This window comes from Akkermansia sp. (genome assembly GCF_020860705.1).
Classification (GTDB): Bacteria; Verrucomicrobiota; Verrucomicrobiia; order Verrucomicrobiales; family Akkermansiaceae; genus Akkermansia.
In genome coordinates, this window is sequence record NZ_JAJBTT010000021.1 from 1 (window position 1) to 16,911 (window position 16,911).

The 16,911-nt window shown below is 56.2% G+C and carries 9 protein-coding genes; 6 read left to right on the plus strand and 3 right to left on the minus strand.

Annotated features, from left to right (window positions below; genetic code table 11):
• The first annotated feature begins 638 nt into the window (after positions 1 to 638).
• On the plus strand, positions 639 to 1,655 hold the full coding sequence (locus LIO64_RS04345) for a hypothetical protein (RefSeq protein ID WP_290548224.1): 1,017 nt from the start codon (positions 639 to 641) through the stop codon (positions 1,653 to 1,655).
• 88 nt (positions 1,656 to 1,743) lie between these two features.
• Here the strand turns inward: LIO64_RS04345 and uvrA are convergent, their stop codons facing one another.
• A complete protein-coding gene (gene uvrA / locus LIO64_RS04350; protein WP_290548225.1) occupies positions 1,744 to 7,275 on the minus strand; it encodes an excinuclease ABC subunit UvrA in 5,532 nt (1,843 codons plus the stop codon).
• Between the two features lie 168 nt (positions 7,276 to 7,443).
• Between uvrA and LIO64_RS04355 the strand changes: the two genes are divergently transcribed.
• On the plus strand, positions 7,444 to 7,680 hold the full coding sequence (locus LIO64_RS04355; protein ID WP_290548226.1) for a hypothetical protein: 237 nt from the start codon (positions 7,444 to 7,446) through the stop codon (positions 7,678 to 7,680).
• A gap of 201 nt (positions 7,681 to 7,881) precedes the next feature.
• Here the strand turns inward: LIO64_RS04355 and LIO64_RS04360 are convergent, their stop codons facing one another.
• Entirely contained in the window at positions 7,882 to 8,658 is a 777-nt protein-coding gene (locus LIO64_RS04360) for a hypothetical protein (protein ID WP_290548227.1), read from the minus strand.
• A gap of 146 nt (positions 8,659 to 8,804) precedes the next feature.
• Positions 8,805 to 9,143, minus strand: coding sequence for a hypothetical protein (locus tag LIO64_RS04365; protein WP_290548228.1), 339 nt, complete (start codon positions 9,141 to 9,143; stop codon positions 8,805 to 8,807).
• Between the two features lie 259 nt (positions 9,144 to 9,402).
• Here LIO64_RS04365 and secA point away from each other — a divergent pair, with 259 nt between their 5' ends.
• The 4 genes from secA to LIO64_RS04385 all read left to right on the plus strand — a co-directional run bounded on the left by secA (position 9,403) and on the right by LIO64_RS04385 (position 16,424).
• Entirely contained in the window at positions 9,403 to 12,756 is a 3,354-nt protein-coding gene (gene secA / locus LIO64_RS04370) for a preprotein translocase subunit SecA (RefSeq protein ID WP_290548229.1), read from the plus strand.
• A gap of 76 nt (positions 12,757 to 12,832) precedes the next feature.
• Positions 12,833 to 13,933 carry a GNAT family N-acetyltransferase gene (locus tag LIO64_RS04375; RefSeq protein WP_290548230.1) on the plus strand — a complete coding sequence of 367 codons (1,101 nt, stop codon included), beginning with the start codon at positions 12,833 to 12,835 and terminating at the stop codon, positions 13,931 to 13,933.
• Between the two features lie 493 nt (positions 13,934 to 14,426).
• Positions 14,427 to 15,590: a serpin family protein gene (locus tag LIO64_RS04380; RefSeq protein ID WP_290548231.1), complete on the plus strand. Its 1,164-nt coding sequence runs from the start codon at positions 14,427 to 14,429 to the stop codon at positions 15,588 to 15,590.
• 27 nt (positions 15,591 to 15,617) lie between these two features.
• Complete coding sequence (locus tag LIO64_RS04385) at positions 15,618 to 16,424, plus strand: ankyrin repeat domain-containing protein (RefSeq protein WP_290548232.1); 807 nt, start codon at positions 15,618 to 15,620, stop codon at positions 16,422 to 16,424.
• Positions 16,425 to 16,911: the final 487 nt, after the last annotated feature.

A 16,911-nucleotide genomic window follows, 5' to 3' on the forward strand; every position in this document is an offset into this window, starting at 1 on the left:
TTCTTTGGCTTGCGGCTCTGTTGACGGCTCATCCACCGATTTTGATGAAGAGCCCAAAGAACGCTGGAAAACGGACAGCTCACGGGGACACCTCACTGTACATGGTATCAAGAATGTACAGTAAAAAGACTCCTACGAGTATGTGCCCTTCGGTGAGCTACTCACCGTTGAAGGAGACATGGCCCAGGAGAACAAGTTCAGATTTTCCTGAGAGTTCTCGGACCATGAAATTGGGGCTTATTTATTATAATTATCGCCATCTTAATCCTGCAGACGGCAGTAAAAATTATTGGACATTTAAATCACATGTGACAGGATTACCATGCTCATGGAGTGGAGAAAGACGCTGGAGAAAAAGCGATTACAGGAAAAATTCAAGGCCTCAGATACCCACCAAGGCCCCCATTACCTCTTGGCTCTATGGAGTTTAAAGGAGGACATCACGGTTTTGGAGGCTTGTAAACCTATTTTCAAGAATAGGTGATAGAGCTGATAATTGAGGTTTCCAAAAGGAACACGTAAAATCCTATATAAAAACACATTCAGACTCATTTTTACGTTCCTGGTTTACAAAATGTAAATGTTAATTTTACCGGGAAGAAATCAATAAACATGGTGGAAATTGTCAATGAATATTTATGAAGACTTCGTTATTTAAAATAATTATTGGTTATGCATTTATCATTCTATTCACCGCTTTTGGAAACCAATATATCTTTCCTGAAGATCAGATGATTTCAAAAGTGAATATTTCCGGTTTTCCTGATAACTGCATTCAGGACCGCAGCCCCCATCCGACCATGTCATTTTCAGACGACGGGAAACAACTTGCCGTATGGAATGATCAATACGCAGAGATCTATGATTTAAGTATCAAGGACGCTAAACCGGTACGACGCCTGGAGTTAGCAAAAAATTCCCCATGGGGAAAAATTTACCGTGGAAAATCTTCACAGGCCGTTTCCATCACCACGGGCAATATCATCTTTAATGGCGCCGCACGGAAATATATCCCTTTACTTTATTCTTCGTCCCTGCTGCCTGACAACTTCAAGATGCTTAAATCGTATGTGGCCGGGAATGAAAAATTAATGAAAAAGTATCATTTCCTGTTACAAAAAAAAGCCCTCTGCGTGAATATATTGGGAGGATACAAGCTATCACTTCAGGATGAACCGTCACTTCTGGGATCTATTGATTTCAAGCCTATGGTATTTTTTGGACAAACAACTCATCCATTTCAAGATTTTGAAGAGAGGAGTCCCTTTGACAGCATGTTGTCATCCGACATGACCCAGGCCTGTATCTCCTGCGCCACGTATGCACGTTTCTCTTTCTATCAAGGTAAAAAGAAAGTGATGGATATTACTCCCGATTTTCTTGGATTGGAACATAAACGCTGGATGCCATCCTTCTCCTCCCTTTCTGACGATGGAGCACTCCTGTTAGTTACATTCATTTATGCAGGAAGATTTACTGCTCCCTGGAATTTTAAAACGGCCATTGCTTTTATAGATACAAAAGAGAAAAAGGCTAAAGGAATTCGTGTATTATCCGGCTCTCATCAATTAACATGCTGTTTTTCCAATGATAAAAGCAAAATAGCCGTCTGGAAAAACGGAGAAAAGGAAATACTCGTATTCCATTTCCCTTGAAAGAAACATTTCCGGGTTAGGTATTCTTTTGTCCATACATGGCAGCGCCGTACCGGAAAAATCCGGAACGGCGCTGCAGATGTTACGGCTATTTACCCTCGTCCAACTCCCGGCGAATGTATTCCGCGGTGGGGGAGTCTTTTTTAGCTATTTGCTCCGGGGTGCCTTCCGCCACGATGGTTCCGCCTGCGTCGCCCGGGCCGGGGCCCATGTCGATGATGTAGTCCGCCTCCGCCATGATTTCCGTGTTGTGTTCAATGACGATGACGGTGTTTCCCTGGTCCGCCAGGCGGTGCAGCACGTCGATGAGCAGCCGCACATCCCGCGGATGCAGGCCGATGGAGGGTTCTTCAATAAGGTACAGGTCACCGGGAAGTTCCTTGCCTTTCATCAGGGCGTTCCGGCTGACGCGCCGGCCCTTGATGAGTTCCGTCACCAGCTTGAGCCGCTGGGCCTCCCCGCCGGAGAGCGTGTTGGAGGCCTGCCCCAGCGTCAGGTAGCCCAGGCCGGTTTCCGCCAGCAGTTTGAGGGGGTCCGAGATGCGGGGCTGGCTTTCAAAGAATTCCGCCGCTTCCGCGAAGTCCATCTGAAGCACGTCCGCAATGGTTTTCCCCTTGTACCTCACGGTCAGAGTGGCGGCGTTGTAACGCTTGCCCCGGCAGGTTTCACACGGCACGTAGCAGGGAGGCAGGAAGTCCATTTCCAGCTTCTGCATGCCCGTTCCCTTGCAGGATTCACAGTTGCCCTGCCCCGTGTTGAAGGAGAAGCGGCCGCGGTCAAAGCCCAGCCTGCGCGCGTCCGCCGTCTGTGCGAACAGGGTCCGAATGTCGTCCAGAAAGCCCACGTAGGTAGCCGGGGTGGAACGGGGCGTCTTGCCGATGGGGCTCTGGTCCACGCCGTACACCATGCGGATGGAGTCAAAGCCGGAGGAGGTTTTCCACAGCTTTTTCTGCTCCCTCGTGAGTTTGTCGCCGATGGCCTGGCGCGCCGCCGCCAGCCGGATGGTGCCGGTCATCAGGGAGGTTTTCCCCGCGCCGGATACGCCGGTGAGCACCGTCAGCCGCCCTTTGGGAATAGCCACGTTCACGTCCTTCAGGTTGTGCAGGCGGCAGCCTTCCACCCGCAGCCACGCGGTTTCATCTTTTTTGGACGGAATCCTGCGCCTTTTCCCCCGGTAGGGATGCTGCGGCTTATGATGCAGGGCCGCGCCCGTGACGGAGTCCGGCATGGCCGCCAGTTCGTCAAAGGTACCCTGGGCCATGATCCGGCCGCCGTGGATTCCCGCACCGGGCCCCATGTCCACGATGCGGTCCGCGCGCCTCATGGTGTCTTCATCATGTTCCACCACCAGCAGGGTGTTGCCCCGGCGTTTGAGTTCATCCAGCGTGCCCAGCAGCAGTTCGTTATCCCGCGGATGCAGGCCAATGGTCGGTTCGTCCAGCACGTACAGCACGCCCCGGAGATGGGAGCCCAGCTGGGAGGCCAGGCGGATGCGCTGGGTTTCCCCGCCGGAGAGCGTCGTGGCGCTCCGGTCCAGGGAGAGGTAACCCAAACCCACGCGCTGGAGGAAGTTGAGGCGCTGCGTCACTTCCGCCACCACGTCACGGGCAATGAGGGCTTCCTCCCGCTCAAATTTCCATTCTTTGACCAATTCCGCGGCGGCCACGGCGGGAAGGGCGGCGATTTCACCGGGAGTCACGCCCTGAAGCCGCACGGCGCGCGCAAATTCATTCAGGCGCACCCCCTGGCAGGCGGGGCAGGTTTTTACTTCCTTGTCATCGTCCGCCTGGCGGGCCAGTTCCTTGTCATATTTCAGTTCAGCTTCCAGCAGGGATTGCGCCTGGTCTTCCTTCACCTTCCCCCTGCCCACGATTCCATGCCCGCGGCACACAGGGCACCACCCGCGCGGAGAGTTGAAGGAGAATGTGTACGGTTCCAGTTCCGGGAAGGATTGTCCGCAGGAAGCACACGCCAGCTTGGTCCCCATCAGTTCCGGCCGGCTGGAGCCGGGCGGGAGCACCTGCAGGAATCCTTCCCCCATGTCCAGCGCGGCATGCACCGCTCCGGCCAGTTTTTCCGGGCTCCAGGAAGCCTCCGGCCGTGAAACGACCAGGTCCAGGTCATGGCTGGAGTAACGGTCCAGCGGCTGGAATCCGCTCAACGGGACCAGTTTGCCGTCCACCCACATTTCCTCATATCCCTTTCCTTCCGCCCAGCGGGCCAGGTCCGCGTAATGTCCCTTGCGCCCCCTGACGAGGGGTGCCAGCAAGGCCAGGCTGCCGTGTTTTTTCAGCTGCCGCACCACCAGTTCCACCACTTCGGATTCCGACCTTTTGCCCACCGGCACGCCGCACTGCGGGCAGTAGGCCTGCCCCAGCTTGGCATACAGCAGGCGCATGAATTGCCAGATTTCCGTCACGGTGCCCACGGTGGATTTGGTGCCCCCGCGGGACATGTTCTGTTCAATAGCCACCGTGGGAGGCAGTCCGGTCAGGCGGTCAATGTCCGGGCTTTCCAGCTGTTCCGTGAATTGCCGAGCATACGGGGACATGACGTCCATGAAACGCCGCTGCCCTTCCGCAAAGAAGATATCGAAGGCCAGGGAGCTTTTCCCGGAGCCGGACAGCCCGGTCAGCACGGTCATTTCCCCGCGCGGCACGTCCAGGTCCACGTTTTTCAGGTTGTGGTGGCGGGCCCCCCGCAGGGCCATCACGCCTTCCGGTATGTCCATGTCTGCGGACTCCGGGACGGCGGCGTCCGCCGGGTCGTAAACGGAGGGACGCCCTTCCAGTACATCCCTGAGGTATTTGCCCGTGTATCCCTTCCCGGCGGCTACGATTTCCTCCGGCGTGCCCGTGGCTACCACGTGGCCGCCGCCCGCGCCGCCTTCCGGCCCCAGGTCGATCACGTAGTCCGCGGATTTGATGAATTCCGGGTTGTGTTCGATGACCAGCAGGGTGTGCCCCTGCTCCACCAGTTCCCGGAATACGGCCAGCAGAATTTCAATATCCGCAAAGTGGAGGCCCGTTCCCGGCTCATCCAGAATCAGCATCTTGGGGCTGTTCGCTCCGGATCCGATCTGGTCCAGCAGGATTTTAGCCAGCTTCAGGCGCTGGTTTTCCCCGCCGGAGAGGGTGTTCAGCGGCTGCCCCAGGGTCAGGTGCCCCAGCCCCACGCGCTGAAGCACGCCCAGCTTGGCGGCAATGCGGGAGGGCTTGGCCCCTTTTTCCGAGCTGAAGTAGTCCAGTGCGGCGGCCACCGTCATGCCGAGCACGTCCGCAATGTTCCTGCCGTCGCGGTACACGCTCAGCACTTCACTCCCGTACCGGGAGCCGTGGCACAGCGGGCACTGCACAAAGATGTCTGAAAGGAACTGCATTTCCACCTTTTCACTCCCCATGCCCATGCAGCGCGGGCAGCGGCCGTCGCCGCTGTTGAAGGAGAAGAAGCCGGGCTTCATGCCGCGGGCGCGGGCCGTCTCCGTCTCTGCAAAAAGGGAGCGTATTTCTTCAAACACGCCGGCATAAACGGCAGGGGTGGAACGCGGCGTGCGGACGATGGGGCTCTGGTCCACCATCACCACTTCATCCAGCTGTTCCCAGCCCTTGATGGATTTGACATGGGCGGGCTCATCCTCACATACGCCGCCCTTCTCCACCAGCGCGTTCAGGTACAGGACGTCGTGCGCCAGGGTGCTTTTTCCCGAACCGCTGACGCCGGTCAGGCAGGTGAAAACGCCCAGGGGCACCTTCACATCCAGCTTGTGCAGGTTGTGGCGCGTGGCTCCGGAGACGGTCAGAAATTGACGGGGCTGGCGCCTCTTTCCGGGCACCGCGATGCGCCGCCTGCCGGAGAGGAACGCCCCCGTCAGGGATTCCGCTACTTCTCCAATCCGGGCAGGTTCTCCGGAATAAACCAGCCTTCCCCCTTCCCGGCCGGAGCCGGGCCCCATGTCCACCAGGCTGTCCGCGGCACGCATCACCGCTTCCTCATGTTCCACCACCACCAGCGTATTCCCGCGCTTTTTAAGCCGGTTCATGGCAGAGATCAAACGGGAGGTATCGCGGGGGTGAAGTCCTACGGTGGGTTCATCCAGCACAAACAGGGTATCCGTCAGGGAAGCGCCCAGGCAGGTCGTCAGGCTCACGCGTTCAATCTCCCCGCCGGAAAGGGAGCGCGTGGAGCGGTCGGACGTCAGGTAGCCGAGCCCCACTTCATTCAGATATTCCAGGCGGCTTCTGAGTTCCGCCACAGCATGCTTCAATCCGGGGTCTTCATCCGCCCGCGGCGTCACGTAACGGTCCACCCAGGCCAGGAGCTCATCCATGGGCATCCCGGAGAGTTCCGGCATGCTTTTGCCGCCCACCTTGAACCGGAGGGCCTCAGGCCTCAGGCGCAAGCCATGGCAGGAAGGGCATTCCTGGTAGGTACGGAAACGGCTCAGGTACACCCGCACATGCATCTTATGCGTACGGCTTTCCAGATACCTGAAAAAGCCCGCTATTCCATACCAGAGGCCTTGTTCATACATCTCGTCAGGGTCTCCTCCACCCCCGTCTCCGTACAGCAGCCAGTCCCGCTCCCACTGCTTCAAATCCTTCCACGGCACGTCCAGACGGACTTTCCGGGCATTTTTGCGCCAGCCGCGCATGAGGTCCTTCTTGCATTCGGAAAAGACCTTTCCGTCCCCTTCAAAAATATGGATGGCACCGTCATTGACGCTGAGTTCCGGCTTGATGCACCGGTTGTAGTCAATCGTAATCACGCGGCCATAGCCACGGCACTCCGAACACGCCCCCAGCGGAGAGTTGAAGGAGAACAGGCCGGGCCGCGGTTCCATCAGCGGGTACCAGTCCCCGCGGAATTTCATGGCAGGCAGCCAGATGCCGTCCACGCGGGGAATCACATGGGCCACGCCGCCGCCCAGGCGCATGGCCGTTTCCAGCGCTTCCAGCCTGCGTTCCCGCTGTTCTTCCGCCAGCTTCACGCGGTCCTGGATCACCAGCAAAGGGGCGCCTTCCTCCAGGGTCCATTCCTCGTCCTCCAGCCGGAGGGCCTCTCCATGCGCGAAGGCGCGCAAATACCCCTGGGCCACCAGATTCCTTTTCAGCGTGGGCAGGTCCACGGATTCGGGCCGCGCCACTTCCAGGCAAATCATCACTTCCGTTCCGGCAGGGAATTCCGCATGCAGTTTTTCATCAATGGAACCGGGCGTCTCCGGCCTGATCTCCCGGCCGGTTTCCGGGTCAAAGCCTACGGCCAGCCGGGCGAAAACGAACTTCCAGTAATCATTCAGCCCCGTCATGGTCCCCACCGTGGAGCGGGACGTACGGACGGAATTGCGCTGGTGCAGCGCAATAGCCGGAAGGATGTTCTCCACGGCGTCCACGTCCGGCTTGTCCATCCGGTCCATGAACTGGCGCACGTACGGGGAAAAAGTTTCCATGTAACGCCTCTGCCCTTCCGCATACAGTGTGTGCATGGCCAGGCTCGTTTTTCCCGATCCGGAAGGTCCGGTCACCACCGTCAGCCGCCCCAGGGGAATATCCACATCCACATTCTGCAAGTTATGCTCACGGGCGCCGCGGATGCGGATGCGCCCATCCTCACAATGACTCATGGAATGAGTATATCACCAATTTGGAATCATTCCAAGAGAAGCGCCTGTCATGAATCTGAGATTTCAGGCGGGGGCAGGAAGCACCTGGGCACTTCCGGAGTACACTATTTTCCCTTTACTTCCACCAGCCTCCCCTGCATAGTCTGAAACTGGTTGCTTTATCACGTCATGCCTCTTTCCGTTTTATCCATGATCGGCTCAGGAGTCCCTGAAATCATCCTGCTTTTCTGCTGGAGCCTTATTCCCATGGGTCTTTATTTTTACCTGCGTTCCACCAACAGGGAAAGACCCGTCACGGGCATGGAATATCTGGTCATGATTCCCCTGTTCCTTCTTTTCGGGTGGCTCACCCTGCTCTGCATCTGGCTCATCAGCCGGATTCAGAAGAAGCCCCTTAGCCGGTAACAGGCTTCCTGCGCCATGGATGCCCGTTCCTTGGTCCATCTTCCTGTCTGGACGCCATGCCACCAAGTTTTCATGGCGCTGCCTTTTCAGTCATAGCGCCACCGGGCAACAAGCCTCCGGAATAAAAAGTTGCTGAACTCCCGTCTTCCGAACGCGGGTGAACAAACGGACCGTGAACAGGGATAACCGGATTCTGCTGTTTCACGGATGAACGGATGCAGATGCGCCAGAAGGAGCCTCCCGTTCCTGCTGAATGACAGGAGAAGAGCAACCATACCCTTCCAAGAAAAATCCGTCTCCGTACGGAACTGCCCCATCCTCTCCCGTTTTCATTTGGACGCATTTAACCTTCCCGGCCGCCGTGCGTATGCCTAATTCAAGTTTCCCGTCTGCATGATGGTCTACAATGTAAAATAAATAATCCGGACTCCCGCCCCGGATATCTTCCGTAGAAGACGGCCCGCAATAATACGCCGTGTAATCCATGCGGTCAGAGCCATCCTTCGAATGCCCCCATTGGCAATGCTCCAGGTCCGGCAGAAGCCACGGAAAAACATACTCCACATTCCCATTCAAAAGAGACCTTTTTTTATTGCTCAATGAAGAACGCACGTACCGGAAGAAACGTTTTTCATCATAACAATCGTTGCGGAGTCGGCAATAACATCCCAGAACGAACATGCATTGGACAACCCTTCCGTCATCCCTGCGGACGCTGTCCACCCATACCTCCTTCAAGCTGCCGGAAACATTACAGACGGCATGAAGACGCAGGCTCCGTTCCGGATCCATCCTGTCCAGCAAGCCGTCCAATATTCCCTTTTTCCTGGCTTCCACCAGGCATTCCGCAGGAGACAAGGAGCCGCCACCCGGCACGCCCTCCATCCGCTTCATATATCCGGCAGGCACAAACACTCTCTCATCTTCAATCACCAGGCGCGTTTGCGGAACATCTCCGGAAGGATTTTCCGACAACATGCGATAAGTTGAAAAAACAACAGCGCCGACCGCCAATGCGGCAAATCCCACCCATGCGGCAAACTTCATCCTTTCCCTATACCCCGGAAAACGCTCCCGGGGCAAGAAACATCTGTTAACATTCACATAACAAACGGACCCGGCCATCACCTTCCCTCCTTTTCCCAGCCTTCCAGCTTCATGCCGCACAAACTGACTTCCACGGAGGCGGCGTTTTCCGGCCACGGAATAACGAGATGGTAGCCGCTGGAATAAAGAAGCTTTCTGGAAGCCCCGTTCGCCGGCCGCGTGTAAAGAAGCACGTTGATTTCATCCCCGTCCTGCCGCATGGCTGCGTACAAGGCGCCCTGGTACTGAGTATTCAGGTCAAAATGAAGGGCTATATTCCCGTCTTCGTCAATCGCGCCGGAAATCAAATGGACATCATCCTGACTTACGTTCCCGTCTTCGTGGCAGCATCCCGGAAGCATGCAGACGAGAGCCAAGAAAGGCAAAAAGCACGGCTTGTGAAACACATGAGGCATGAAATATGATCCCCTTTCTCCTGTAATTTCTTATAAAGAAAAGAAAGGTGCAAGGAAAAACGGTTCCGGCAGGAAGCTATGTCTCCAAAAATGAACCGATCACGTCATGATGAACCCAAATGGAGGGCCGTGCTTGCATTTCTTCCGGCAACCGCTAGTATTTTTCGATTCTTAGACCGCTGAAAGCGACTCTACCTCGTCAATTTTCAACAAGACAAAGATGATTAAGTGGATTCTAACCAAGATTGTCGGTACCAAAAACCAGCGTGAAGTGCGCCGCCTGCGCCCCATTGTGGAACAGATCGTCTCCATTGAAAATTCATGGAACGGCAAGGGACAGGAGTTCCTGCTTGAAAAAACGAAGGAATGGCAGGGCTATCTTCACCGCTTCCTCCCCTTGGATCTTCCCCCCGTGCGCATCGTGGAAGCCGCTCCCAGGGAAGAGCTGGAAGAAATAGCCGCCAAGCTGAACGCACGCTTTGAATCCCTGAAAGACGAATTTGCCGCCCTGCCCAGGGTGGAAGCCACCCCCGCCTCCATTGAAGACGGAAAGGCCGCGTGGAACAACATCACCCCCCAGTTTGACAAGCTGCGCGAACGCTACCTGAACCAGATCCTGCCGGAAGCCTTTGCCGTCGTCAAACACGGCGCGCGCCTGCTCTGCGGAGAAGAACGCGACATCTGCGGCCAGAAACAGCTGTGGGACATGGTCCACTTTGACGTACAGCTGCTGGGCGGCATCGCCCTGCACCGCGGCTACATCGCGGAAATGGCTACGGGTGAAGGCAAAACGCTTGTCGCCACCCTGCCCGTGTACCTGAACGCGCTAACCGGCATGGGCGTGCACGTGGTAACCGTGAACGACTACCTGGCGCGCCGCGACTCCGAATGGATGGGCATGCTCTTCCAGTTCCTGGGGCTGACGGTCGGCTGTATCCAGAGCATGATGCCCTCCCAGCTGCGCCGGGAACAATACGCCTGCGACATCACCTACGGCACCAACGCCGAATTCGGCTTCGACTACCTGCGCGACAACGGCATGGCGACCTCCAAATCCGAACAGGTGCAGCGCGGCCATTACTTCTCCATTGTGGACGAAGTGGACTCCATTCTTATTGACGAGGCCCGCACGCCCCTTATCATTTCCGGCCCCGCGGTCGTCACCCGGGAACAGCAGTACGATACCCTGCGCCCCGCCATTGAACGCGTGGTGAAGGCCCAGACGGACCTCTGCAACGAGCTGATGGCCCAGGCCCTGAAAGCCCAGGAGGAAGGCCGCACGGAAGAAGTGGGCCGCTGCCTGTTCAAGGTGAAGACGGGCCAGCCCCGCCACCGCGCCTTCCTGCGCGCCATGCAGGACCCCGAGTTGCGCCGCATCGTGGAAAAATATGAACTGACCCTCTACCAGGATACGCGCAAGAAGGAACTCTACAAGCTGAAGGAGGAAATGTTCTTCACCGTGGATGAAAAGACCCACGACGCCGACCTGATGGAAAAAGGCCGTGAAGTCATCTCCCCCGGCCACCCGGAGGACTTCGTGCTGCCGGACCTGGGTACCGCCTTTGCGGAAATGGATGAAGACCCCCGCATGACGGAAAAGGACAAGCTGCGCCGCAAGAATGAACTGACCAAGCAGCTTGACGAAACGGGCGCACGCCTGCACACCACCTCCCAGCTGCTGAAAGCCTACTGCATTTACGAAAAAGACGTGGAATACGTCGTCAAGGAAGGCAAGGTCATCATCATTGACCAGAACACGGGCCGTGAAATGCCGGGACGCCGCTGGAGCGACGGACTGCACCAGGCCGTGGAAGCGAAGGAAGGCGTGGAAGTGGAACGTGAAAACCAGACTTACGCGACCATCACCATCCAGAACTACTTCCGCCTGTACAAGAAGCTGGCGGGCATGACCGGTACGGCGGAAACGGAAGCCGCGGAATTCCATGACATTTACAAGCTGGACGTTCTTCCCATCCCGACCAACCGCCCCTGCATCCGCAAGGACCAGAACGACCTCATCTTCAAATCTCGCCGTGAAAAGTTCAATGCGGTGATCAACAAAATTCAGGAACTCCACGACAAGGGGCAGCCCATCCTGATCGGTACGGCCAGCGTGGATGCCTCCGAAACGCTTTCCCGCATGCTCAAGAGGGCCAAAATTCCCCATGAAGTGCTGAACGCCAAAAACCACCAGCGCGAAGCGGAAATCGTATCCCTGGCCGGCAAGCGCGGAGCCGTCACCGTCTCCACCAACATGGCGGGCCGCGGTACGGACATCAAGCTGGGTGAAGGCGTAGCCGACCTTGGCGGCCTGTTCGTACTGGGTACGGAACGCCATGAATCCCGCCGCATTGACCGCCAGCTGCGCGGCCGCTGCTCCCGCCAGGGGGACCCCGGCGCTTCCCAGTTCTTCATCTCCTTTGAAGACGACCTGATGCGCAACTTCGGCGCCGCGGAACGCATGACCAAGATGATGGAGCGCCTGGGCGTAGCCGACGGGGAGGCCCTGGAACACAGCTTCCTGAACAAATCCGTGGAATCCGCCCAGAAGCGGGTGGAACAGCGCAATTACATGTGGCGCAAGCACGTGCTGGACTACGATGACGTGATGAACAAGCAGCGCGAAATCGTGTACGGCTACCGGAATGAAGTGCTCTCCACGGAAAACCCGCGCGAAATGATTTACGACATTCTGGAAGAAGTGATCGCCACCCGCGCCCATGAATTCCTGGATCCGGACTCGGAAGGCCTGACCCACGCGGACGAACTGCTCGCCTGGATGAACGCCTCCTTCCCGCTGGGCCTTACGGCGGACGCCGCCAAACTGGAAGAACGGCCGATGGATGAAACCATCGCCTTCCTCATTGACAAGGTCAAGGCCACGTATGAAGACAAGGCCTCCCGCGAACGTCCGGAATACCTGGACCACATGGAACGCCAGATCATTCTGGGAGCCATTGACAAAATGTGGCAGGAGCACCTGTACAATATGGACTCCCTGCGGGAAGGCGTGCGACTCCGCGCCCAGGGCCAGAAAGACCCCCTGGTGGAATACAAATCGGAAGCCTACGACCTGTTCGTGACCCTGATGGAAAGCATCAAGGGAGAAGCCATCGGCAACCTCTTCAAGAGCACGACCAACCTGGACGCCTTTGAAGACTTCCTGGCCAGCCTGCCCCAATTCGACTCTTCCGACGAAAATCAGGAAAACGGCCCCAACCTGCCGGAAATCGGCTTTGACGGCATGCCTACCGACCTGCTTTCCGCCCTCCGGGAACAAGTCTCCCGGGCGCGCGAACAGCAGTCTGGCCAGCAGCCGGAACCGGAACAGGCTCCGGCCGTCATCTCTGACGCCACCACCATCGGGGAAGGCTACCAGCCCGCTACGGCGGAACCCAAACTGGTCATGCCCAAGCGCAAGGTCAGCGTCGTGCTCCGCAAGGAGGAAGCCTCCCAGGCTCCGGCGGAAACGCCTGCCGCCGGTGACGAAGAAGAAATCGCCGTCACTCTTGACTCCCAGGACCTCGCGGAAACCATGGACAACCGGGATTCCGCCGACACCCGCACGTTCTAAAACTCCAACGCATCACTTCCGGACGGAGGGAACGGGAACAAGCCGTTTCCTCCGTCTTCAAGCTTCCGGTCCGCCCTTGACCACGCTCCCGCCCAATAAATCCACCAACGTCCGTTCCGTGCTGGAGTACGTTCCGTACTTCAGGGATAAAATCTTTGCCGTGCATGTGGAACGCCCTCTGGTAAATTCCGAGGAACTGGTGGACGCATTGCTGGACCTGGACGTTTTACAGGAAATAGGCGTCAGACCTGTCCTGATTGTGGAAGGAACGGATGCCTCCGCGCTGTACGAACACACGCGCGTCTGTGAAATGCGCTCCGCCTTGGTGGAAGCTCCGTTGAAAGGCGGCCAGCTGGTCCGGGAACGGGTTCGGGAAATCCTGGGGCGGCACCAGATTCCCGTGGTGGCTTCCGGCCGTTCCGGCTCCTTTGATCCGGAATCCATTCATATGGCATCCAGCCTGGGGGCATCCAAATACATCGCCCTGCTCAACGACCACAAGGTGCCCTCCCGAGACGGGCATCCCATTGCCGCCATTCTGGAATCGGAAGTGGCGGGGCTGGAAGGTGAAGTAACCCACCGGGAACTGCTGGACCAGGCGGCGGAAGCCTGCCGCACCGGAATCCCCCGCGTACACCTGCTGGACGGAAAAATGCGCGGCGTGCTGGTGGAGGAACTCTTCTCGGAAGAAGGCGTGGGAACGATGGTCCATACGGACTCCTACCGGGAAATACGCTCCCTGAAGGAAGAAGACATTCCGGAACTCCTCTCCATGATCGCCCGCTCCGTGGTGGACTCCAAGCTGGTCAACCGGAACTATGAAGACATAGCCGCCAGAATGGACGATTACTACGTGCTGACCCTGGACGACAGCATCGTAGGCTGCGTAGCCGTGTATCCCTACCCGAACCACCGCAGCGCGGAACTGGGCTGCCTGTACATCAAGCACCGCCATGAAGGCCGAGGCTATGGCCGGACTCTGTGCGAATTCGCCAAAAGGAAAGCGGAAGACATGGGCATGGAATTCATCTTCGCCCTCTCCCAAAGCGCGGTCCACTACTTCCGGGACCGCATGCACTATGCGGAATTCTCCCGCGACTGCCTGCCGCCGGAGCGCCTGCGCGCCCTGGAACTCAGCGGACGTAAATCCGGAGTCTTCGGCCTCAGGCTGAAATAATAAAACAGATAGTCCAACCGGGCTCTCTTGTTATCTTCCATGCTCAGGTTTTGAGCCGCCTTTCTCCGGAATACGAGTATGATGGAAGATCTACTTCCCCTTCTGACGCACTCAAGGAGGAATGGAGAGGCTTGTTTTGCGTGAGGAAGATTGAGGTATGTTCTGAGGCGATTTCGTCCCCGTAAAAGCATGTTGAGGAAAGAAAATCCCCTTTATTCTCCCCCGGAGTTTTTCAGGCGATCCTCGTTGAAAGCACGCAGGTATTCTTGTGCCCGGGAATGCCCATGCTCAAACCTTCTCCACGGGGTTAATGCTGACAACCCCCTTTGAGGCTGCAAGCATTATCGTTTAATTCCTTACTGTAGAAATGGTTTTACAGAAAGGCGCGTTTTGTTATATAAAAACAGGATGGTGGAACGCATGTCTTGCAGTGAGCCATGAGGCATGTTTTCCTCCATAACGCTGACCTTGAGCCTGTCACAGCAATACTATCATGATGAAAGTACTATCCCTCATCCTCGCTTTCCTTGCCCTCGCCAGTTATCCATCGTCATCTGCCGTTGAAGAGCCCTCCACATCTGCACCCCTCCTGCAAGTATCCCACCCTTCAAAGCACGGAGATGTCTTTGCCTTTGACCTCTTCCGCGAAATGGCAAGCACGCAGCAGGGCAACGTCACCTTGTCCCCCGCTTCGCTGGAACGCCTCCTGCTCCTGCTGCGGGAAGGCGCCGCAGGAGACACGCACTCTTCCCTGGATAAGCTTCCTTTAGGAAAACAAGGAGTTCCCAGTGCCATGCAGGTGCAGTCTGCCGATGCGCTCTTTGCCGATCAGGGGTTCTCCCTCAAGCCAGTCTCTGTTCCCGTCCACCGCGTTTCCTTTGCTCAATCGCCGGGCCAAGCGGTAAAGGCCATCAACGACTGGGCAAGCAAGAAGACGCATGGAATGATTCCGGGCATTGTTACAAATAAGAGCATCACGACCGATACACGCCTTGTAGCACTCAACGCCATCTATCTGCGCGAAAAGTGGCTCTGCCCCTTTGAACCCAACGTAACACAAAAAGCACCCTTCCACTGTGCTGATGGTACGACCTGCACCGTACCGATGATGCTCCAGCAAACCGAATTTCGCTATGCCGAGGGAGAAGATTGGCAAGCGGTCGCTCTCGGCTACGATGCGCAGGGACGCAAGGGGGAAGCGGGGTTCTTCATCGGCATCCTGCCCAAGGGCTCCGCCCATGATTTTGCCCAAACGCTCACGGTGCAGAAGTACAATGCCATTCGCCAGGCTCTCGTCCAATCCAAACGCCAAGAAGTGCTCGTCTTCCTGCCCAAGATGGATCTCGACAGCGGCATTGTGTCCCTGAAGGCTCCACTCAAAAAACTGGGGCTGGCAACGATGTTTTCTGACCGGGCCGATTTCAGCCGACTTTCAGACGAACCGCTCATGGTGAGCGATGTTGTACAACGCTGCCGCGTCATCACGAACGAAAAGGAAACCATCGCCACAGCAGTGACCGGTGCTATTGTAGAGGAGCGCTGTATGCCCCTGGAAGAAATCAAGGAAATTCGCTTCGACCATCCCTTTATCTGGCTGATTGGGGACTTGAATACGCCCGCTCCGCCCTACTTCATCGGGCTGTACGGGAAACCATGACTCTTAATCTTCATCAAACACTCCATCATGAACAGCCCCTACCTTATCCTCACAGCTCTCGCCCTCACAGGACTGGGATTCCCTAAGAACGTACCGCAAGAAACGTTACCCTGTACCCAGGCTATTCCCAATTTGCAGGAACAGAACGCGCGTCTGTCCGGGCATCATGGCGATGGTTCAGAAGAACATGGCTTGGGCACCGCTCCTCCACCCACAGGTCAGACATGCCCTCAACAAGGAAAATCGCCGTGTACCCCGGCATCCGCACGCACTCGCAATCTTTTCGAAGCAGCAAAGAAGCACCCCTGCTCCGCGGTCAAGGTAATCATAGAGGAAGGAGCTGATGTCAACGCGAAGGACTCAGACGGCAGTACAGCGTTAATGTGGGCTGCGTGGAGAAATGAACTTGATTCAGCCCAACTCCTGATTCAGAGCGGTGCAGATGTCAATGCCAAGGATGGCAAGGCTGTGACGGCGTTGATGTACGCGAGCGAGAAAAATTCTCATCACGTTGCCAAACTCCTGATTGAGAAAGGTGCAGATATAAACGAAAAGAACAACAAAGGCGAAACTGCGTTGATGTGGGCTGCGTGGAGAGATTCACCTGCCGTGATTACGCTTCTGCTTGAACAAGGAGCCGATGTCAACGTAAAGGACAAGAATGGCTGGACTGCGTTAATATACGCAACAACGCATAGTTCGCTTGACGTTGTCAAGCTCATGATTGAACAAGGAGCTGATGTCAACACCAAGGATAAGGCTGGTAAATCAGCCTTGGACCTAGCCAACTCCGAAGAAATGAAGAAGCTCCTACGAGAACACGGTGCGAAGTAAATGCATCTCTCTTCATTTCCCAAAAGCGCAAGCCCCCAATCAAGGACTTGCGCTTTTTTCATATCCCTTCCCCTCATCATGGATTCCGTACTTGGATTTTTTCGGGTGGTTCGCGAGAGCCAAACGTCGCTATGGAATACGCCACTTAAATTATTGATAATATGATATTTTCTTCAAAATAAACCCTGTATTCAAATTACATAACTGATGGATAAGAACGCGTTAAGCGTTCCTTATGAGCCGTTTGCTGTATTTTTTATCACAATCCGTTGATAGAGAGATTTTTAAATATCTAAAAACATGCAAATCCACCGAGTCCTCACGAGTACGCAAAGCTCTGGGAGCCTCACCATGCGTTCTTGTTGTCTCTCAAAATCGGATCATTTTGCCGATGAGCCGAGCACTTGCATCCGCACGCAAGTCACTTCAATTGGCTCTTCATCAAAATCGGTGGATGAGCCGTCAACAGAGCCGCAAGCCAAAGAAC

Coding starts and splice junctions, on each gene's coding strand:
- LIO64_RS04345 (WP_290548224.1), top strand. CDS start 639: ATGAAGACTTCGTTATTTAAAATAATTATTGGTTATGCATTTATCATT.
- uvrA (WP_290548225.1), bottom strand. CDS start 7,275: ATGAGTCATTGTGAGGATGGGCGCATCCGCATCCGCGGCGCCCGTGAG.
- LIO64_RS04355 (WP_290548226.1), top strand. CDS start 7,444: ATGCCTCTTTCCGTTTTATCCATGATCGGCTCAGGAGTCCCTGAAATC.
- LIO64_RS04360 (WP_290548227.1), bottom strand. CDS start 8,658: ATGTTGTCGGAAAATCCTTCCGGAGATGTTCCGCAAACGCGCCTGGTG.
- secA (WP_290548229.1), top strand. CDS start 9,403: ATGATTAAGTGGATTCTAACCAAGATTGTCGGTACCAAAAACCAGCGT.
- LIO64_RS04380 (WP_290548231.1), top strand. CDS start 14,427: ATGATGAAAGTACTATCCCTCATCCTCGCTTTCCTTGCCCTCGCCAGT.
- LIO64_RS04385 (WP_290548232.1), top strand. CDS start 15,618: ATGAACAGCCCCTACCTTATCCTCACAGCTCTCGCCCTCACAGGACTG.